The organism is Microbacterium lemovicicum, assembly GCF_003991875.1.
GTDB classification, from domain to species: Bacteria; Actinomycetota; Actinomycetes; order Actinomycetales; family Microbacteriaceae; genus Microbacterium; species Microbacterium lemovicicum.
Window position 1 is genome coordinate 1549491 of the sequence record NZ_CP031423.1, and the last position, 19970, is coordinate 1569460.

The following is a 19970-nucleotide window of genomic DNA, read 5'->3' on the forward strand; positions in this document are numbered from 1 at the left end:
CTCCGTCCCGCTCAGAGCGAACAGCCTCCGTAGGATGGAGGACATGTCGTTTCCCGAGCTCTCCCGCTCCACTGCACCTCTCCGGGAGGCGGACGCAGACGCCCTCCTCCTGGCCCTCCCGCCCGTCGATCGCGACGGCTCCCCCTCCCTCGAGGAGTGGCCGGGGCTGCGTGAGAGCCTTCTCGCGACGGGCTTCACCGGGGCGCCGAACGCCTACCAGCGCGTGCACCTCCCCGACGTGACGTCCCGCCCGGTGGCCGTCGTCGGCACGGGTGCGGACCCGGATGCCGCAGCCCTCCGTGAAGCGGGCGGCACCGGCCTCCGCCTCCTCACCGGCTTCGAGACGGTCGCCGTCGCGGCGCCGTTCGCCGATCCCGCCGATTGGAGCGCGCTGGCCGAAGGTGCGCTGCTCGGCGGATACCGGTTCGACGGCTACAAGACCGGCGACCCGAAGCGCCGCGCCGCGCGCGTGGTCGTCCACGCCCCCGCCGACGAGTCGCGTGACGCCGTGGACGCCATCACCGCCGTGGCGAGCGCCGTCGCGTTGACGAAGGACCTCGTCTCGATCCCCGCCGAGTGGCTCGGACCCGCCGACCTCGCCGACAAGGCCATCGAGGCCGTCGCGGGCCTGCCCGTCTCCGTCGACGTCTGGGACGAAGAGGCCCTCGCGAAGGAGGGCTTCGGCGGGATCCTCGGCGTCGGCCAGGGCTCGGATCGCCCCCCGCGCCTCGTGCGCCTGGACTATGCGCCGGCCGGCGCGACCCGTCACGTGGCCCTCGTGGGCAAGGGCATCACCTTCGACACGGGCGGCCTCTCCCTCAAGCCCGCCGCCAGCATGGTCGGCATGAAGTACGACATGTGCGGAGCCGCCACGGTTCTGTCGGTCGTGCGGGCCGCAGCATCCCTCGCCCTGCCCGTGCGCGTGACCGCATGGATGTGCATCGCCGACAACATGCCCTCGGGGCGCGCCACGCGTCCGGGCGACGTGCTGCGGATGCTCGACGGCACCACGGTCGAGGTGCTCAACACCGACGCCGAGGGTCGGCTCGTGCTGGCCGACGGGCTCGTCGCCGCCAGCCGCGAGCACCCCGACCTGATCGTGGACGTCGCCACCCTCACCGGCGCGATCACGGTGGCGCTGGGCACCCGCACCGCCGGAGTGATGGGTGAGGACGACGCGGTCGCCCGGTACCTGGATGCCGCGGCCACGACCGGCGAGATGGCGTGGCAGCTGCCGCTCCCGGCCCACATGGTCGAGGACCTCGACTCCCCCATCGCCGACCTGCAGAACGCCAAGATCGGCGACCCCGCCGGCGGCTCGCTCTTCGCCGGACTCTTCCTGCGCCACTTCGTCGGGCGCGTGTCCGACGAGGCCGACGCCCCGCGCATCCCCTGGGTGCACCTGGACATCGCCGGTGTCGGCATGAACAAGGGCGGCGCCTACGGCTACGTCGACAAGGGGCCGACGGGCGCCACGGTGCGCTCCCTGATCCGCCTGCTCGGCGAGGAGGCCGCCCGGTGACCGATCACCGCTTCGACGTCGTCATCCTCGGCGGAGGGAGCGGCGGGTACGCCGCGGCCCTGCGCGCGGCGGAGCTCGGCAAGTCGGTCGCCGTCATCGAGAAGGACAAGCTCGGCGGCACGTGCCTGCACCGCGGCTGCATCCCGACCAAGGCCCTCCTGCATGCGGCCGAGGTCGCGGACGCCGCGCGCGACGCCCCGTCCATCGGCGTGCGCGCGAGTCTCGAGGGCATCGACCCCGAGGGCGTCCGCGCCTACCGCGAGGGCATCGTCGCGAAGAAGTTCAAAGGGCTCGAGGGCCTGATCAGAGCGCGCGGCATCACCGTGGTGCCCGGTTCGGGCACGCTCGAGGCCGGTCCCGCCGTGCGTGTCGGAGAGGACCTCTACGCCGGCACGGACGTCATCCTCGCCACCGGCTCGTACAGCCGCTCGCTTCCCGGACTCGAGGTGGGCGGTCGCGTCCTCACGAGCGAGGAGGCGCTGGGCCTGCCGGAGATCCCGCGGCGCGTGATCATCCTCGGCGGCGGTGTCATCGGCGTGGAGTTCGCCAGCGTGTGGAAGTCCTTCGGCGCCGAGGTCACGATCATCGAGGCGCTCGATCACCTCGTGCCCGCGGAGGACGTCTCCTCCAGCAAGGCGCTCGAGCGCGCGTTCCGCAAGCGCGGCATCGTGTCATCGCTCGGCGTCCGCTTCGCCTCGGCGGAGCAGACGGCCGACACGGTGACCGTCACGCTCGAGAACGGCTCCACCTTCGAGGCGGAGTACCTGCTGGTCGCGGTGGGCCGCGGGCCGGTGACGACCGGTCTCGGCTACGAGGAGGCCGGCGTCACCCTGGAGCGGGGCTTCGTCGTCACCGACGAGCGCTTGCGCACCGGGGTGCCGCACGTGTGGGCCGTCGGCGACATCGTCCCGGGGCTGCAGCTCGCGCACCGCGGCTTCCAGCAGGGGATCTTCGTCGCGGAGGAGATCGCCGGGCTCGACCCCGTCGTGGTACCCGACCTGCAGGTGCCCAAGGTGACCTACAGCAACCCCGAGGTCGCCTCCGTCGGCTGGACCGAGGCGCAGGCCGTCGCTGCGCGCGGCGCGGACGCAGTGGTGAGCTACGAGTACAACCTCGCAGGCAACGGCCGCAGCGAGATCATCGGCACCTCCGGCATCGTGAAGGTCGTGAGGGAGAAGAACGGTCCCGTGCTGGGGATGCACCTCGTCGGCGCACGCGTCGGAGAGCTCATCACCGAAGGACAGCTCGCCGTCGCCTGGGAGGCGCACCCGGAGGACATCGCCCCGTTCATCCACGCGCACCCCACGCAGAGCGAGGCCCTCGGCGAGGCGTTCCTCGCGCTCGCCGGCAAGCCCCTGCACGCACTCTGACCCCTGGCGTCCCGCCCACGAGGCGCGCGTCACTAAGCTGGACAAGACATCGGCATTATGAAGGAGACATCGTCATGAGCACTTCTGTGGTCCTCCCCGCGCTCGGCGAGAGCGTCACCGAGGGAACGGTCACCCGCTGGCTCAAGAAGGTCGGCGACACCGTCCAGGAGGACGAAGGGCTGCTCGAGATCTCGACCGACAAGGTCGACACCGAGATCCCCTCGCCCGTGAGCGGCGTCCTCGAGCAGATCATGGTCGAGGAGGACGAGACCGTCGAGGTCGGCGCCGTCCTGGCGATGATCGGCGACGGCTCCGGTTCGTCGGGCGACGCGCCCGCAGCCGACTCCGCCGAGGCGCCCGCCGAGGCGGCACCCGCTGAGGAAGCACCTGCCGCCCCTGCCGAGGAGGCTCCCGCGGCTCCCACCCCGGCTGAGCAGGCCCCCGCCGCTGCGGCTGCTCCGGCGGCGGACTCCGGCTCTTCCGCCGGCACCGATGTCGTGCTCCCGGAGCTCGGCGAGAGCGTCACCGAGGGCACCGTCACGCGCTGGCTCAAGCAGGTCGGCGACACCATCGAGGTCGACGAGCCGCTCCTGGAGATCTCGACCGACAAGGTCGACACCGAGATCCCGTCGCCCGTCGCCGGCACGCTCCAGGCGATCCTGGTGAACGAGGACGAGACCGTCGAGGTCGGCGCGGTCCTCGCCCGCATCGGCGAGGGGGCGGCCGCCGCTCCCGCTGCGGCGGCTCCTGAGGCTCCGTCGACCGAGCAGCCCGCCGCCGCAGAGCAGCCCGCCGCTCCGGCTCCCGCAGCTCACGCGCCGGCACCCGCCGCGGCTCCTGCACCGGCTCCGGCCGCCGCGCCGGCACCTGCCGCAGCTCCTGCACCTGCCGCCGCGCCCGCACCGGCTCCGGCCGTAGCGCCGGCGGCCGCACCGGCGCCCGCGGCAGCCTCGTCGTCTGACGACGACGCCGTCACGTACGTCACCCCGCTGGTGCGTCGCCTGGCCCAGCAGAAGGGCGTCGACCTCGCGTCGATCACCGGCACGGGCGTGGGTGGGCGCATCCGCAAGGAAGACGTCCTCACGGCCGCCGAGGCCGCCTCCGCCGCAGCATCCGCTCCCGCTGCAGCCCCGGAAGCCGCTGCTCCCGCGCCCGCCGCCCTTGAGGTCTCGCCGCTGCGCGGCACGACGCAGCCGATGTCGCGTCTGCGCAAGGTGCTCGCCGAGCGCGCCGTCGCTTCGATGCAGTCGACGGCTCAGCTGACGACGGTCATCGAGGTCGACGTCACGAAGCTGGCGAACTACCGCGACAAAGCGAAGGGCGACTTCCAGGCGAAGACGGGCGACAAGCTCTCCTTCCTGCCGTTCTTCGCCCTCGCCGCCGCGGAGGCGCTCCAGGCGTACCCGATCATCAATGCCACCGTCGACGGCACGAACATCGTGTACCCGCCCAAGGAGAATCTCTCCATCGCGGTCGACACCGAGCGCGGACTGCTCACGCCGGTCCTGCGTGAGGCGGCCTCGAAGTCGATCGCGCAGATCGCCCACGAGATCGCCGACCTGGCCGCCCGCACGCGCGACAATAAGCTGAAGCCCGACGAGCTCGCCGGCGGAACCTTCACGCTGACCAACACCGGTTCGCGCGGAGCGCTCTTCGACACGCCCGTCGTCTTCCTGCCGCAGTCGGCGATCCTCGGCACCGGTGTCGTGGTGAAGCGTCCCGGCATCGTGACGGTCGACGGCAAGGACGCGATCTCGGTGCGCTCCGTGGTGTACCTGGCACTGTCCTACGACCACCGCATCATCGACGGCGCGGACGCCGCCCGCTTCCTCGGCGCGGTCAAGGCCCGTCTCGAGGCTGCGCAGTTCGAGAGCCAGCTCGGTATCTGAGTCGGCCGCATCTGAGTCACCCGCCCTGCTCCGCGACGTCATGGATGTCGCGGAGCAGGGCTTTTCCGGCGGTGAGGACCAGCACGACCAGCTGTGACGTCGCGCCCGTCGCGGTGGCGTCGACCCGCACCACCGCCGCCCCGCCGTACTCGTCCAGAAGCGTGATGGACCGCTGTCCGCCGGGCAGGTCGGCCGCTCCCGCAGGGAAGACCCGCGCGGGATCTTCGGCGACGGTCGCCAGACACCCCGCCTCGCCCGCGCAGGCGGTGCGCGCCGCGAGCAGCGCTTCGGCGGCGTCCACCCATCCTCCGCCCGTGCCGCCCGGCGTCGACGGGGCCGCCACGGGAGGCTGAGCGCCCGGGTCGGGCGCGGGTGCGGGCGCGGGCGCGGGCTCCGGCGGCGGTCCCGGTGACGGGATCGGCGCCGCAGCATCGGTCGGCACGGCCTCCGTGCTGCCGCCCGGCACCCCGCCCTCCCCTGCGCTGCCTTCCGCGGCATCGGCCGCGACCGGTGATCCCCCGGCGGGATCGACCCCGCCGCCCGGCCACATGAGCCCCGCACCGACGACGACCACCACGATTCCGGCCGCCAGCACCCACGGAGCTCGCCTGCTCCGTGTCGGGCGCCGGAGTCGCCGCCACACCGATGTCACGGCCTGCGACGCGGCGTCGGCGATGTCGCCGTCCACGTGCGCCGCGATGAGGTCGGCCCATCGCGCCCGGCGCTCCGGCCCGGCTGCCTCCGGGACATCCGGCACGCCCGCCGTCCGCGCCCGCTGCGGGGTCAGCATCGTGGTCGCGAGCGGCGCCGGCTCGCCGACCGCGAAGAGCGACGCCTCCAGCCGATCGACGTCGCGCATCAGCGCGCGCCGGTCGTCGAGTGCGTCCCGGACGTCGAGGATCGCGTGACGCAGAGCACCGTGCGCATGGTCGCCGAGCTCCGCGAGCAGTTCCGCCGTCGACCTGCCCGCCTCGGTCGCACCGGTCGCGAGCACCGGTCGCCCGGCATCCGTCAGCCACCAGGTGCCGTGCGGCTCGGGAATCCCCGCCGCCGCGCACTCCGCCGCGCCGCGCAGCAGGCTCACTGCGCACGTGAGGCACTCACCGTCCGACAGCGGCGCGTCGGCGCCGCGCCGACGGACGAGGAACGCGTCGGCACGCTCGACGCAGTGCGGCAGGGCGACATCGTGTCCGTCGGCTCGACGAACGATGTCGCAGGGCGACAGCAGGTGACCGGAGGCCGCGGCATCCCATCCCGCCCACTCCTCTTCGAGCACGTCCGCGTCGACGAGCACATGCGCCTCACCCTGCGGCGTGTGCACGAGCAGACCGGGCCACGGCGCCTCGGGCGGCGCCACGGCCCGCATGACGCGGTAGCCGCGGAGAAGACGCGGTGCGGGCGGGAGAAGGTCGATCGTCACCCTCCGATCGTCGTGGTCGGGGGCGAAGCGACGACGACTGAGGACCGTGATCAGCGGGATCGCCGGGCCCGCCGCACGCTGGGGAGGAGGGGCGGGAGCCGAGGAGCGCGGAACGGTATCCTGGATCCATGGCAGCACGCACCGCCGCGCCCGAGAAGCGCCCTGGATTCTTCTCCCAGCTCCGCACCCTCTTCCGCTTCACGAAAGAGGCGTACCCCTGGCTGCCCTATGTGCTGGTGGGCATCCTCCTCGTCGGCATCGGACTGGGCGTGCTCATCGGGTTCCTCCTGCCGCCGGTCGCCGTCTGGAGCGTCATCCTGTGGGGTGTCACGGGCCTGATGCTCGGCATCCTCGCGGCGCTGATGACGATGACCCGGCTTTCGAGCACGGCGATGTACAAGAAGATCGACGGGATGCCGGGCGCAGCCGGCCACGTGCTGTCCACGTCGCTCGGACGCAAGTGGCAGTCCGGTGACATGCCCGTGGGCATCAACCCCAAGACGCAGGAAGCCGTCTACCGCGCCATCGGCCGCGGCGGCGTCGTCATCGTCGGCGAGGGCGCGCGCGGACGGCTCACGCGACTCGTCAACGAGGAGCGCTCGAAGGTGCAGCGCGTCGCGCAGGGCGTCCCCGTGACCGTCCTCTACGTCGGCCACGGCGACGACGAGGTGCCGATCGGCAAGCTCCCCTCGACGATCAAGGCGCTTCCGAACGCGATCGACCGCGGCACCATGGCTGCGGTCATCAAGCGCGTCGAGTCCGTCTCGCAGTCGCTGGCATCGCTGCCGATCCCGAAGGGGATTGACCCGACCCGCGCCCGCGCGCCGCGTCCGCGGTAGCGCTCAGGCGCGCACCAGCACCGTCCCGACGGCCTTGTCGTGCAGGCCGCGACGGTCGGTGTCCCAGATGACGGCCGGGATGACGATGGCGAGCAGCAGCGAGCGCACGATGGGCCGCCAGAGGCCGGTCCACTCGCGGTCCACGCGCATGAGCCGCAGTCCGAAGATGCGGTGGCCGGGGCTCCCGCCGATGGTCGGGATGAAGATCGCCTGCAGGACGATGAACACCGCCATGGGCGCGAACGTCGTCAGGCCCGACTCGTCGGGCAGAGCGAACGAGCGGTAGCCGAGGAAGGCTGTCGCGATGACCGTCGCCGAGACCCAGTCCACGGCGAGGGCGCCGATGCGCCGGCCGAGGTGGGCGATGCTCCCCGATCCGGTCGGGGGAAGTCCGAGGCGCTCGCCTGGATACGATGAATCTGCAAGCGTTTCGGACACACTCCCAGCGTAACGGGCGACGCGTAACACGCTCGAAACATGGGGGATACTGCCGGGACACGCCCTCTCGATAGCGTCGAGCACGTCCGCACTGCGGACGACCCGATGCCCTACCTCTGGAGTCTCCATGTTCAGTGATTCATCCGAGGTGCTGAAGTTCATCAAGGACGAGGACGTCAAGTTCCTCGACATCCGGTTCACGGATCTTCCTGGCGTCCAGCAGCACTTCAACATCCCCGCCTCGACGGTCGACGAGGAGTTCTTCACCGTCGGCCAGCTGTTCGACGGCTCCTCCATCCGGGGCTTCGCCAACATCCACGAGTCGGACATGCAGCTGATCCCGGACGTCACCACGGCGTACCTCGACCAGTTCCGCGAGGCGAAGACGCTGATCATGATCTTCGACATCTACAACCCGCGCAACGGCGAGATCTACCACAAGGACCCGCGTCAGGTCGCCAAGAAGGCGGAGAAGTACCTCGCCTCCACCGGCATCGCCGACACCGCGTTCTTCGCCCCCGAGGCGGAGTTCTACATCTTCGACGACGTCCGCTACGAGGTGAAGCAGAACTCCAGCTTCTACTCCGTCGACTCCGAGGAAGGCGCCTGGAACACCGGCCGTGTGGAAGAGGGCGGCAACCTCGCCAACAAGACGCCCTACAAGGGCGGATACTTCCCGGTCAGCCCGGTCGACAAGACGGCCGACCTCCGCGACGACATCACCCTCAAGCTGATCGAGGCCGGCTTCGTGCTCGAGCGCTCGCACCACGAGGTGGGCACCGGCGGTCAGCAGGAGATCAACTACCGCTTCGACACCATGGTGCACTCGGCGGACGACATCCTGAAGTTCAAGTACATCGTCAAGAACACCGCCGAGCAGTGGGGCAAGGTCGCGACCTTCATGCCCAAGCCGCTCTTCGGCGACAACGGCTCCGGAATGCACACGCACCAGTCGCTGTGGCTCGACGGCAAGCCCCTCTTCTACGACGAGAAGGGCTACGGCGGACTCTCCGACATCGCCCGCTGGTACATCGGCGGCCTGCTCGCCCATGCCCCCGCGGTGCTGGCGTTCACCAACCCGACGATCAACTCCTACAAGCGTCTGGTCAAGGGCTACGAGGCTCCGGTCAACCTGGTCTACTCGGCCGGCAACCGCTCGGCTGCCATCCGCATCCCGATCACGGGCTCGAACCCGAAGGCCAAGCGCATCGAGTTCCGCGCGCCCGACGCCTCCGGCAACCCGTACCTCGCCTTCGCCGCGCAGATGATGGCGGGCCTGGACGGCATCCTGAACCGCATCGAGCCGCACGAGCCGGTCGACAAGGACCTGTACGAGCTTCCCCCCGAGGAGGCGAAGAACATCCCGCAGGTTCCGAACTCGCTGCTCGACTCGCTCGAAGCGCTGCGCGCCGACCAGGAGTTCCTGACCCGCGGCAACGTCTTCACGCCCGAGCTCATCGAGACGTGGATCGAGTACAAGATCGAGAACGAGATCCAGCCGATCAACGCCCGTCCTCACCCGTTCGAGTACGAGCTCTACTTCGGCGTCTGACACACGCACCGCGAAGGGCCCCGGCGTCATGCCGGGGCCCTTCGTCGTGAGTGCCCTGCCGCGTCCCGCCCGGCCCTCGCGAAACGTCGCAACACGCCGCGCACGCGCGCAACGGCACGGCGTGTTGCGACGTCTCGCGAGAGAGGGACAGCGGGACCTGTCGCGTCGCGGCCCGCTCAGCCGTAGAAGAGCTTCTCGAACACGCGCCGGGCGCGGCGCGAGGCGGCGAAATAGTCCTCCTCGACCTGCGTGGCCGAGCGCGGTTCGTAACCGAGAAGACGGCCGATGCCGTCCAGGCGCCGGCGGTCCACCGGCAGCACATCGCTCGTCTGACCCGACAGGAGCGTGTTCGCCGAGCGAAGCCGGCTCGACAGCCGCCACGCCTCCTGCAGCCGGTCCGCCGCGTCGGCCGAGACGATGCCGGCCTCCTGCGCCGCGCGGAGCGCCTGAATGGTCGAGGTGGTGCGCAGGCCCGGCACGTCGTGCCCGTGCTGCAGCTGGATCAGCTGAACGAGCCACTCCACATCGCTGAGCGACCCCGGCCCGAGCTTGAGGTGACGGGCCGGATCGGCGCCCTGCGGGAGCCGCTCGCTCTCGACCCGGGCCTTGATGCGCTTGATCTCCCGAAGGCCCTGCTGGTCGACGGATGCCGGATAGCGCACGTCGTCGGCGAGCTCGAGGAACGCGGTGATCAGCTTGACGCTGCCTGCGACGCCGCGCGCCCGCAGCAGCGCCTGCGCCTCCCACGACAGCGACCAGCGGCGGTAATACTCCGCGTAGGCGTCGAGCGAGCGCGCCAGCGGCCCGTTGCGGCCTTCGGGGCGCAGATCGGCGTCGAGGTCGAGCGGCACGCGGTGGTCCTCCGACAGCCGCCGCAGACCGGCGACGACCTTCAGTGACAGCTCGGCCGCGCGCTGCGCGTCGACGCCGTTGGCGCGGTAGACGTACAGGATGTCGGCGTCGGAGCCGAAGCCGAGCTCGCGCCCCCCGAAGCGGCCCATCGCGATGACGGCGAAGTCCATCGCCGCGTCCTCCGGCGGGACGATGTCGCGCCAGACCGCCCGCAGCGTGGCCTGGATCGTGACATCGGTGATCGTCGTCAGCGCCTCGGCGACCTGCTCGATGGTGACGACGCCCACGATGCCCGACATCGCCGTGCGCAGCAGCTCGCGGCGTCGCAGCGCGCGCACCGACTTCATCGCGTCGTCGAGATCGGTGTGGCGGGATTGGATGGCCCGCGCCTCCGCCTGCAGGGCCAGTCCCGAGCGCGGCTGGAGCGACTCGTCGGAGTCGAGCCAGGCGACCGACTCCGGGATCCACTCCATCAGCTCGCCGATGTACCGAGAGCCTGACAGCACCCGCGTCAGGCTCTCCGCCGCCGCGGACGAGTCGCGCAGCATCCGGAGGAACCACGGCGTGCTGCCCAGTCGCTCGCTGATCCGACGGAACGCCAGCAGGCCGTAGTCGGGGTCGACACCGTCGGCGAACCACCGGATCATGACCGGCATGAGATGCCGCTGGATCGTGGACTTCCGGCTCAGGCCGGTGGTGAGGGCGGCGATGTGGCGGAGGGCGCCGACGGGGTCGGCGAAGCCGATGGCGGCGAGACGGTCGTGCGCCTGGGCGGTGGAGAGCACCCGCCCGTCCTCAGGGAGGGCGGCGACGGCCGACAGCAGCGGACGGTAGAAGAGGCGGACGTGGATGTCGCGGACCTCGCGCTTGACCGACTCCCACAGCTCCCAGACCGCCGGGCCGCTCTCGGCGAGCCCCGATGACCGCGCCAGCGTGCGGAGGTCCTCCGGCTTCTCGGGCATGAGGTGGGTGCGCGACAGGCCGCGCAGCTGCAGGCGGTGCTCGAGCAGGCGCAGCACGCGGTAGTCGCGGGAGAAGGCCGCGGCATCCGCTCGACCGATGTAGCCCTCGGCCACGAGCGCGTCGAGGGCGACCAGGGTGCCGCGCGCGCGGATGCCCTCGTCGCTCAGCCCGTGCACCAGCTGCAGCAGCTGCACGGTGAATTCGATGTCGCGGATGCCGCCGGGTCCGAGTTTCAGCTGGAACGGCACGTCGCGGGCCGGGATGTTGTCGGTGACGCGTTCGCGCATGCGCTGGACGTTGTCGACGAAGTTCTCGCGCGCGCCGCTCGTCCATACCTTGGGTTGGACGGCCGCGACGTACTGCTCCCCCAGGGCGAGGTCGCCGGCGAGCGGACGGGCCTTGAGGAGTGCCTGGAACTCCCAGCTCTTGGCCCACCGGTCGTAGTACGACAGGTGCGAGCCCAGCGTGCGCACGAGCGCGCCCTGCTTGCCCTCCGGACGCAGATTCGCGTCGACCTCCCACAGCGGCGGCTCGATCTCGGCGCCGGAGACACCGCGCATCGTCTGCACCGCGAGCCGCGTCGCGATGTCGATGCCGCGGCTCTCGGTGATGTCGGTCCCGTCCGCCACCTCGGAGACGAAGATGACGTCGACATCGCTGACGTAGTTGAGCTCCCGGGCGCCGGCCTTCCCCATGCCGATGATGGCCAGGCGCACCGCCGCGACCTCCTCGCGGGGGAACAGACCGGCGCCGGTCGCTCCGCCGGAGACGCGGGTGCGCGCCACCGCCAGCGACGCGTCGAGGGCGGCACCCGCGGCATCCGCGAGTCTCATCGACACCAGCGGGACGACGTCCACCGGCGAGGGGTGCAGCAGGTCGAAGGCCGCGATGCGCGCCAGCATCCGCCGGTAGCCGACCCGGAGCGCGACCCAGGCGGCCTCTCCCCCGTCGGCGGCGAACCCGTCCGTCACGTGCACGGCCTCGGTCAGCGCGTCGCGCAGCTCGTCGTCGCCCGGCAGGGACCCACCCGCGTGGATGAGGTCGCGGAGCTCCTCGGGATGCCGCAGGTAGAAGTCCGCGAAGCCCTGCGAGGCCCCGAGGAGCGCCCAGACTACCCGTCGTCCCTGCGGCTCGTGCAGCGTGACGCGGACCGGTTCGGCGCGACGGCGTGCGACGCGGGCGATCGCCGTGAGCGCGGCATCCGGATCGGCCGCCGTGGCGGCGTCGGCGACGAGCTCGTCGCGGGGCAGGCCGAGGAGCTCCTCCAGCTCGGTGAGCAGCGCTTCGGCCTCACCGAGATCGCTGAAGCCGCGTCGGGCGAGGTCCGTCAGTGCGGAGGAGCGCTCGATACCGGCCACGATGCGGACGATCCGCTCAGAGCATCTCGAGGTTGCTCTTCAGCTCGAAGGGCGTGACCTGGGAGCGGTACTCCTGCCACTCCTTGCGCTTGTTCAGCAGCACGTAGTTGAAGACCTGCTCGCCGAGCGTCTCGGCGACGAGCTCCGACTCCTGCATGTACTCGAGAGCGTGGTCGAGGCTCGCCGGCAGCGGGGCGTAGCCCAGGGCGCGGCGCTCCGAGTCGGTGAGCGACCAGACGTTGTCCTCGGCCTCGGGCGGGAGCTCGTAACCCTCCTCGATCCCCTTGAGGCCGGCGGCCAGCATGAGCGCGTAGGCCAGGTACGGGTTCGCGGCGGAGTCGAGGGCGCGGTACTCGACGCGCGAGGACTGGCCCTTGTTCGGCTTGTAGAGCGGGACGCGCACGAGGGCCGAGCGGTTGTTGTGCCCCCAGCAGATGAAGCTGGGCGCCTCGTCACCGCCCCAGAGGCGCTTGTAGGAGTTGACGAACTGGTTCGTCACCGCGGCGATCTCGTTGGCGTGGCGCAGCAGTCCGGCGATGAACTGTCGTCCGACACGCGAGAGCTGGTACTGCGCGCCCTCTTCGTAGAACGCGTTCGTGTCGCCCTCGAAGAGCGACATGTGGGTGTGCATGCCGCTGCCGGGCTTGCCGCTGAGGGGCTTCGGCATGAATGTCGCGTAGACGCCCTGCTCGATGGCGACCTCTTTGATCACCGTGCGGAACGTCATGATGTTGTCGGCCGTCGCGAGGGCGTCTGCGTACCGCAGGTCGATCTCGTTCTGACCGGGGCCGCCCTCGTGGTGGCTGAACTCGACCGAGATGCCGAGGTCTTCCAGCATCCGGACCGACCGGCGCCGGAAGTCGTGCGCAGTGCCTCCGGGCACGTTGTCGAAGTAGCCCGCGGAGTCCACCGGCACCGGGCCGTCCTGGCCGTAGGTGGAGGACTTCAGCAGGTAGAACTCGATCTCGGGGTGCGTGTAGAACGTGAAGCCGGCGTCGGCGGCCTTGGCCAGCGTGCGCTTGAGGACGTGCCGCGGGTCGGCCACGGCGGGCTGGCCGTCGGGCGTCGTGATGTCGCAGAACATGCGCGCGGTGGGGTCGATCTCGCCGCGCCACGGCAGGGTCTGGAACGTCGTCGGGTCGGGGTGGGCGAGCAGGTCGGACTCGAACGAGCGAGTCAGCCCCTCGATCGCCGACCCGTCGAATCCGAGGCCCTCGGCGAACGCGCCCTCGACCTCGGCGGGCGCGATCGCGACCGACTTGAGGGTGCCGATCACATCGGTGAACCACAGGCGGACGAACTTGACGCCGCGCTCCTCGATCGTGCGAAGAACGAAGTCCCGCTGCTTGTCCATCGAGTCCCTTCCGAAGCCGGTCACGCCTCCGCCAGACTATCTTCCGTCGACGTGGCATCCGTGTCCGCGCCGCGGTGCGGCGCCGTCATGGCGTGAGGTCAGTCGTCCTCGCGCGCCTCATCCTCGGCCCACTGCCGTGAGCGCTCGGCGAGCAGCGCGGGAGCACCGGCGGCCTCCTCGGCCGTGTCGAACGGGCCGGCGCGGTCGATGGCGGGCGACTCGTAGCCGCGCTCCACCGCCTTGGTGGTGAAGTTGTACCAGTACTTCTCGCTGTCGCTCGTCACCATGACTCCTCGCTGTGTCGGCCCCGCGGGGCGCTACCGATCCTAGTGATCGGGTCGATGAGCCTGGATAGGGTGTGAGCATGGCAACAGAGACGGCCGCGAAGAAGACGGCAGTGGGCATCGACATCGGCGGCACCGGGATCAAGGGTGCGCTGGTGGACCTCGACGAGGGGACGCTGCTGACGGACCGCGTCAAGGTGGCCACGCCGACCGGTGCGGAGCCGCCGGACGTGCTGAAGGCGGTCAAGGAGGTCTTCGCCCGGCTCGAGGTGGAGGACTCCGCGACCCCGCTGGGGGTCGCCTTCCCCGCGATCGTGAAGAACGGCCGCACGCTGTCCGCCGCGAACGTCTCGGACAAGTGGATCGGGTTCGAAGCGGAGAAGTTCTTCGAGGACGGCCTGGGCCGCGAGATCCACTTCGCCAACGACGCCGACGTCGCCGGCATCGCCGAGGTGCGCTACGGCGCCGCGCGCGGCAAGGACGGCCTCATCCTGCTCACCACCCTCGGCACGGGCATCGGCTCGGCACTGCTGTATGACGGCGTGCTCATCCCGAACACCGAGCTCGGCCACGTGCAGCGCGCGGAGCACAAGCACGACGCGGAGCACTACGCCGCCTACTCGGCCATGGAGCGTGAGAAGCTCGACTTCCCGAAGTGGGCCAAGCGCCTGCAGTGGTACTACAGCTACCTGGAGTTCCTCTTCAGCCCCGACCTGTTCATCGTGGGCGGCGGCGTGTCCAAGCACGCCGACGAGTTCCTGCCCCTGCTTGACCTCCACACGCCGATCGTCCCGGCGGTGCACCGCAACAACGCCGGCATCATCGGCGCGGCCGCGCTGGCCGCTCCGATCCGCGAGGCGCTCCCGGCGCGCACGGCCTGAGCGAGCGCCCTCAGAGGCCGGCGCGGCATGAGCGGGCACGGTCCAGCCGTGCGAGAGGGCGAATGGGCCGGCCTGTACGCCGGGTTCTGTCCGGGGGCGTGAGCCCCGTGGACGGTCATCTCTCTCGGCGACACGTTGCCGTGCCGCTCCAGCGGCCTACCCGAGGACTCGGCGAGCCGCGTCAGCATCCTCTGTCTGGCCTTGCTCCGGGCGAGGTTTACCTTGCGGGCCGTGTCGCCACGACCCCGGTGGTCTCTTACACCGCCGTTTCACCCTTACCGCGGCCGAAGCCGTGGCGGTCTGTTCTCTGTGGCACTGTCTCGCGGATCACTCCGGGTGGGTGTTACCCACCGCCCTGCCCTGTGGAGCCCGGACGTTCCTCGGCGCTGCGGCGAACCGCAGCGACGCGACCGTCCAGCCGACCCATTCGCCCGTGAAGTCTACCGGCGCGGCACGACGGCTCCGTGTCAGGCCTTGTCCGCGCTGTCGGTGATGCGCAGATCCAGGGGGAAATCCAGCGGGAAGTCTCCGAAGAGCAGACGGGCAGCGGCCGCCGCGGCCCCCTGCACCGCGGCGGCCGCCTCCTCCGCGCGGGCCGCGGGAGCGTGCACGATGACCTCGTCGTGCAGGAAGAACGCCAGGTGCGGGCGACGCGAGAAGACGACACCGGAGCGGGACGCGGCATCCGACTCGTCCACCGGATCGATCGCCCACAGCCGGCCGCGGAGGTCGGCCATCCACGCGAGCGCCCACTCGGCCGCCGTGCCCTGAACGACGAAGTTGCGGGTGAACCGCCGTCGTGAAGAGGGACTCTCCCGGTTCGCCGGCGACCGTGGTGGTGGAAGAGGTGGCCGACCCGACGTCCGCAACGCTCACCGTCGAAGAGGACGTCGCCACCGATGCGGGCCAGACGAAACGACTGGGTACGCGAAACGGCGTTCTGAGGTCTGTCGGCGCCAGTGCTGCCGCGCGTTTCGCTGTCATGCCGATCAGCGCTTTCCTGGGAATCATCGTCACGCGACTCCTCATAGAGAATTACGGCGAGGCAACGTACGCGCAGTACATACTCCTCGTTAGCGTCGGCGCTCTCATCCCTTTCGCTGATCTCGGTGTCGGCGCCGCCATCATGAATGCAGCCGCAGGCGCGAAGAATCCGAGAACGGATGCGCACCTGCGCTCCGTGCTCGTCGCCTGCATCCGCGTCCTCGCCTCCTCGGCGATCGTCATCATCCTCGTCGCGGTGGCAATCTACGCTCTCGGTGCGTGGCCGGCCCTTCTCGGCGAGGGACTGACTCCATCAACCGGTGGACTCGCGGCGACGCTGTGTCTTGTCGTCTTCGGGTTCTCGGTGCTGACATCCTTCGGTCAGCGCATCATGATCGCACTCGGCTTGAACAGCACGGTCATCCTCCTCCAGGTTCTGCAGACGCCCATCGTGCTCCTCGTGCTCTGGACCGTCATCAGCACCGGGGGTAGTGGAGGCTACATCGCCGTCGTCTCCTACCTGGCGACGTTCCTGATCGGCATCGTGGTCCTGATCATTGCTGCGCGGAAGATCAGACCCGCCGTGGGTCGTGCGATGCGCGAGGCTGTCACTCCTGGCGTGCGCGGAGCGCGAGTATTCGACACCGCGTGGCCGCAACTCGTCATGATGGTCGCTCTGCCTCTCGCGATGGCGTCCGATCGACTCGTTCTGAGCCACCTCAGCACGCTCCAGGCGCTGACCGAATACAGTCTCGCTGCCCAGATGTTCATGCCGTTGTACGGAGCGGTTGCCGCGGCCGGCATGTCCTTGTGGCCGGTGTTCGCACGCGCGCGCCAGACAGGGCAGCGGAGCCCCGTGTCGCCCTTCGCCATGTCAGCGGCTTTCGCCGGATTCGGCTTGGTCGCCGCCTCAGTGATGATGCTGCTCTCCGGCTGGCTCGCTGAGATCGTCGGGGGGAGTCATCTCGCTCGGCTGGCCCATTCTGGTGATGTTCGTTATCTATGTCACGGTCCAGGCGGCGAAGTATCCGTTCGGAGCCTTCCTGACGGATGCCAAAGGCCTTCGTTTCCAGGCGTACTGCGTCCTGCTCCTGCTACCCATCAATCTCGGACTGACACTGCTGCTCACCCCCCTCCTCGGCGCCCCAGGCCCTCTCATCGGCTCGGTCATCGGGGTCGTTCTCTGTCAGATGATCCCCAACGCCATCATGGTGCGCAGGCGTCTGAAGGGGACGGAGGCACCGCGATGACGTCGTCGGCGCTGGCTCCGGCCACAGGACGCCTCGAGTGGGTTGATGTGGCCAAGGGCATAGCCATCACTCTCGTGGTCCTCTTCCATGCGGTCATCTTCCTGACAGACATCGGCCTTGCCGGATTCTGGGCCAAGCTCAGCGGCCCACTCGACACGTTCCGGATGCCGCTCTTCTTCTTCACAGCGGGGCTCTTCGCGCAGAACCTGCTTCGAGCCCCGTTACTTGAGGTTTTCCGTCGGAGGTCCGCCAAACTCGTCTGGCTCTACCTTCTCTGGTCCGCGGTATGGGCGGTCGTCTTCCAATTCCTGCCGGTCTACCGCGACACCGACGGTCAGACGATGTCGCCGATTCTGCTGTGGCTCCGAGCGCTGGTGCTGCCGAACGAGAGTCTCTGGTTCCTATATGCCCTGGCCCTGTACTTCGTCGCAGCCCGGGTGATCCGGCCCCTACCGATGTGGGTTCAGCTGGTCTTGGCGGGAGCGATTTCCGTCATCGTGGGATCAGCGATCATCGATTGGGGCAACTCACCGTGGGAGAAGACGCTGACTTACTTCTTCTTCTTCCTCTTGGCCGTTCATTTCGGTCCGAGGATCCGTCATACGGCTCCCGGCATCCGTTGGTGGGCAGCCGTCGCGGTCATGGTCGGTTACGGCGTGCTACTCGCCGTCGCCCTGCGTCTCGACCTGCTTGCAATGCCGGGTACTCGTCTCGTTCTCGGTGTGGCGGGAGTGGCGGCCGGCATCGGTCTGTCTGTCCTCATCGGGCGAGCGCAGCGGCTGCGCTGGGTGTCCCTGCTCGGCAAGAACACTTTGCCTGTATATGTCCTGCACTTCTACGTCGTCCTGGGTGGAGTGGCTGTACTCGCCCAGATCCGGGCCACCGCTGAACCATTCAGTGCGGTATGGGTGCCGGCTCTGACGGCCGCGGGCATACTTGTGAGCCTTGGCATCCATCGGGTGAGCCGTCGCGTACCGGGCCTATGGGATCTGCCGCGCAAATGGCGGTACCCGGTTGCCGCCGACTCGGTTGCGAGCAAACGTCTGACGTAGCTACGACATTTCACCGCGTCGCGGGCGCTTCAGACGCCGTTGTCGTCACATCTCCGCCTGCGCCGCAACACCAGAGGAGTGCAAAAGATCTTGGCTGATGGAGTTCTGTTCGTTTGCTCGGCCAATGTGTGCCGGTCCCCGATGATGCAATTCGCTTACCAACAAACACTCGGCGACTCACTCTCCGCCTGGCCTGTCGTGAGCAGAGGCGTGCGAGTGATGGAGGCGATGCCGATCTGCTCCGTCGTTGCCGAGATGTTGCCTGACGCCCCTACGGCCGCTCACTCCTCACGGCAGGTGAGCGAACGCGTTGTAGGAAGGGCTGCACTGGTTATCGCGACGACGACGGCGGAGTCCGCTGTTCTCGCCCAGGTGAGTCCGGAGGCGCGGCATCGGACGTTCACGTTCCAGCAAGCGCTTTCCCTCGCTGCGCGACCCGCCACGGACGACGAGATCGAGCGTGCTCGCGCTGGGCTGGCGCACGGAAGTCAACCTCTCGTGGAGATCGTTCATCTTCTGAACAGGCGACGGGGCACGGAGAGCGAGATGCCGAAGAGGTCGGGATTGCGGATCGGTGTGCCGTTCTCGGACTCCGACAACTTCTTCGACGTCCACGGCGATCGCAATAGTCGACACCGGAAAGCGCTCAAGACCCTGCGCAAGGACGTCGAGGACTTCGCCACGCACATGAGGCATCTCGCCCGCGCAATGGGAGCGTGAGAAAAGGCGCCGCCCCTCCGAATTCCGGAGGGGCGGCGTCATCACGTCAGCGCTGGTTCAGGAGAAGTCCCACTCCTCAGCGGTGCGCTTCGCGCGACGTCCGAGCTTGTGCATCGACTCGCCGGCGGCGAGGCGCTGCGCGAGGTCCTCGTAGCCGTCGGCGACGTCGTCCCAGCGGAAGGCCACCTCGGCCCGACGCTGGTTGCCGGCGGCGAGACGGTCTACGGCTTCCGGCTCGTTCTCGAGCGTGGAGAAGTGCGTGACGAGGTCGGTCGAGTCGACGAAGAACCAGGCCTGGTCGTCGAGCACCTCGCGGTTGAACTGCACGTCGTAGCCGATGACCGCGGTGCGGGCGCCCATGGCGCGCAGCAGTGACGGGTTGGTGCCGCCCACGGAGTGGCCGTGGACGTACGTGTAGGCGTGCGCGTACAGCGCGTCGAGGAGGTCCTGGTCGAAGACGCCGCCGAGGAAGATGATGCGCGGGTCGTCACCGGCCGCGTTGCGGATCGACTCGGTGTAGCCGGCGCTGTAGGGCGCCGAGCCCACGACGACCAGCGGCATCCGTGCGCTGCTGCGCTGGTATCCCTCGACGATCTCGAGGACGTGGTTCTCGGGCTCGAAGCGGGCGACCACCAGGTGATAGCCGTTCGGACGCAGCCCCAGACCCTCGATGCCGTCGGTCGGGACGTCGTTGATGATGGGCGCGCCGTAGCGGAGCAGCTCGGTCGGAACGCGGAACTGGTGCGCGTAGTACGCGGCGATGCCGGGGGCGTCCGCGATCAGCGCGTCGGCGGTGCGGACTCCGAAGAGCTCGGCGCCACGGTAATAGGCCTTGCCGCGGGCGCCCCACTTCGACCGGCGCCACTCCAGGCCGTCCATGTGGAGGGCGGTCGGGATGCCGCGGGCACGCAGCATCGGCAGGAACGGCGAGTTCGCGGCGTTGAAGACGAAGGCCGCGTCGGGGCGGCGGTGCGCGAGGGCGTGCAGTGTCGACAGGCCGGTGTGGCTCAGCGTCTCGAGCTGCTTCTGCGCGACGGCCGGCAGGTGCACGACCTCCATGCCGAGGTAGCTCTTCTCGCGCGACTCAGACCCGCGGGTGTAGACCCGGACGCGGTGGCCGCGCTCGACGAGACGCTTGCCGACCTCCTCGACGGCGGTCTCGAAGCCACCGTAGGCGGCCGGCACGCCGCGCGTGCCGACCATCGCGATCGACAGCTGAGCGGTGCGACGGCGCGCGCGGGT

Annotated in this window: 14 protein-coding genes, 1 other RNA gene and 1 pseudogene; 8 read left to right on the forward strand and 8 right to left on the reverse strand. The window is 69.7% G+C overall.

Features of this window, described 5'->3' with window-relative positions; all coding sequences use genetic code 11:
- Positions 1-43 precede the first annotated feature (43 nt).
- The 3 genes from CVS47_RS07205 to sucB all read left to right on the forward strand — a co-directional run bounded on the left by CVS47_RS07205 (position 44) and on the right by sucB (position 4781).
- Positions 44-1522 carry a leucyl aminopeptidase gene (locus tag CVS47_RS07205; protein WP_127095491.1) on the forward strand — a complete coding sequence of 493 codons (1479 nt, stop codon included), beginning with the start codon at positions 44-46 and terminating at the stop codon, positions 1520-1522.
- Positions 1519-2892 carry a dihydrolipoyl dehydrogenase gene (gene lpdA / locus CVS47_RS07210; protein ID WP_127095492.1) on the forward strand — a complete coding sequence of 458 codons (1374 nt, stop codon included), beginning with the start codon at positions 1519-1521 and terminating at the stop codon, positions 2890-2892. Before CVS47_RS07205 ends, lpdA begins: the two co-directional genes overlap by 4 nt.
- A gap of 74 nt (positions 2893-2966) precedes the next feature.
- Positions 2967-4781 carry a 2-oxoglutarate dehydrogenase, E2 component, dihydrolipoamide succinyltransferase gene (gene sucB, locus CVS47_RS07215; protein WP_127095493.1) on the forward strand — a complete coding sequence of 605 codons (1815 nt, stop codon included), beginning with the start codon at positions 2967-2969 and terminating at the stop codon, positions 4779-4781.
- Between the two features lie 16 nt (positions 4782-4797).
- Here sucB and CVS47_RS07220 read toward each other — a convergent pair whose 3' ends face one another.
- The gene (locus CVS47_RS07220; RefSeq protein WP_127095494.1) at positions 4798-6201 is read right to left on the reverse strand and encodes a hypothetical protein; all 1404 of its coding nucleotides are present in this window, start codon (positions 6199-6201) and stop codon (positions 4798-4800) included.
- 128 nt (positions 6202-6329) lie between these two features.
- Here CVS47_RS07220 and CVS47_RS07225 point away from each other — a divergent pair, with 128 nt between their 5' ends.
- Positions 6330-7040: a DUF4191 domain-containing protein gene (locus CVS47_RS07225; protein WP_127095495.1), complete on the forward strand. Its 711-nt coding sequence runs from the start codon at positions 6330-6332 to the stop codon at positions 7038-7040.
- Between the two features lie 3 nt (positions 7041-7043).
- Here the strand turns inward: CVS47_RS07225 and CVS47_RS07230 are convergent, their stop codons facing one another.
- Entirely contained in the window at positions 7044-7478 is a 435-nt protein-coding gene (locus CVS47_RS07230; protein WP_241240310.1) for an RDD family protein, read from the reverse strand.
- A gap of 127 nt (positions 7479-7605) precedes the next feature.
- Between CVS47_RS07230 and glnA the strand changes: the two genes are divergently transcribed.
- Complete coding sequence (gene glnA, locus CVS47_RS07235; RefSeq protein WP_127095496.1) at positions 7606-9030, forward strand: type I glutamate--ammonia ligase; 1425 nt, start codon at positions 7606-7608, stop codon at positions 9028-9030.
- 176 nt (positions 9031-9206) lie between these two features.
- Here the strand turns inward: glnA and CVS47_RS07240 are convergent, their stop codons facing one another.
- The 3 genes from CVS47_RS07240 to CVS47_RS07250 form a co-directional block, all read right to left on the reverse strand.
- Positions 9207-12203, reverse strand: coding sequence for a bifunctional [glutamine synthetase] adenylyltransferase/[glutamine synthetase]-adenylyl-L-tyrosine phosphorylase (locus CVS47_RS07240; protein ID WP_127095497.1), 2997 nt, complete (start codon positions 12201-12203; stop codon positions 9207-9209).
- A gap of 16 nt (positions 12204-12219) precedes the next feature.
- A complete protein-coding gene (locus CVS47_RS07245) occupies positions 12220-13557 on the reverse strand; it encodes a glutamine synthetase family protein (protein ID WP_127095498.1) in 1338 nt (445 codons plus the stop codon).
- Positions 13558-13655: 98 nt separating this feature from the next.
- Positions 13656-13844, reverse strand: a complete 189-nt coding sequence (locus CVS47_RS07250; protein ID WP_378790797.1) for an SPOR domain-containing protein — start codon at positions 13842-13844, stop codon at positions 13656-13658.
- Between the two features lie 77 nt (positions 13845-13921).
- Between CVS47_RS07250 and ppgK the strand changes: the two genes are divergently transcribed.
- Positions 13922-14722 carry a polyphosphate--glucose phosphotransferase gene (gene ppgK, locus CVS47_RS07255; RefSeq protein WP_127095499.1) on the forward strand — a complete coding sequence of 267 codons (801 nt, stop codon included), beginning with the start codon at positions 13922-13924 and terminating at the stop codon, positions 14720-14722.
- 59 nt (positions 14723-14781) lie between these two features.
- On the opposite strand, the gene rnpB is transcribed toward ppgK, so the two are convergent.
- Positions 14782-15148, reverse strand: an RNA gene (rnpB, locus tag CVS47_RS07260) — RNase P RNA component class A.
- 41 nt (positions 15149-15189) lie between these two features.
- Positions 15190-15540, reverse strand: a pseudogene (locus CVS47_RS07265) (bifunctional 3'-5' exonuclease/DNA polymerase); the annotation flags it as partial.
- A 14-nt stretch (positions 15541-15554) separates the two neighbouring features.
- Between CVS47_RS07265 and CVS47_RS07270 the strand changes: the two are divergent.
- Together CVS47_RS07270 and CVS47_RS07275 are read left to right on the forward strand one after the other, a co-directional pair.
- On the forward strand, positions 15555-18008 hold the full coding sequence (locus CVS47_RS07270) for an acyltransferase family protein (RefSeq protein ID WP_127095500.1): 2454 nt from the start codon (positions 15555-15557) through the stop codon (positions 18006-18008).
- A gap of 78 nt (positions 18009-18086) precedes the next feature.
- Positions 18087-18728, forward strand: a complete 642-nt coding sequence (locus CVS47_RS07275; RefSeq protein WP_127094414.1) for an arsenate reductase/protein-tyrosine-phosphatase family protein — start codon at positions 18087-18089, stop codon at positions 18726-18728.
- 57 nt (positions 18729-18785) lie between these two features.
- Here the strand turns inward: CVS47_RS07275 and CVS47_RS07280 are convergent, their stop codons facing one another.
- Positions 18786-19931, reverse strand: coding sequence for a DUF1972 domain-containing protein (locus CVS47_RS07280; protein WP_127097120.1), 1146 nt, complete (start codon positions 19929-19931; stop codon positions 18786-18788).
- Positions 19932-19970 lie beyond the last annotated feature (39 nt).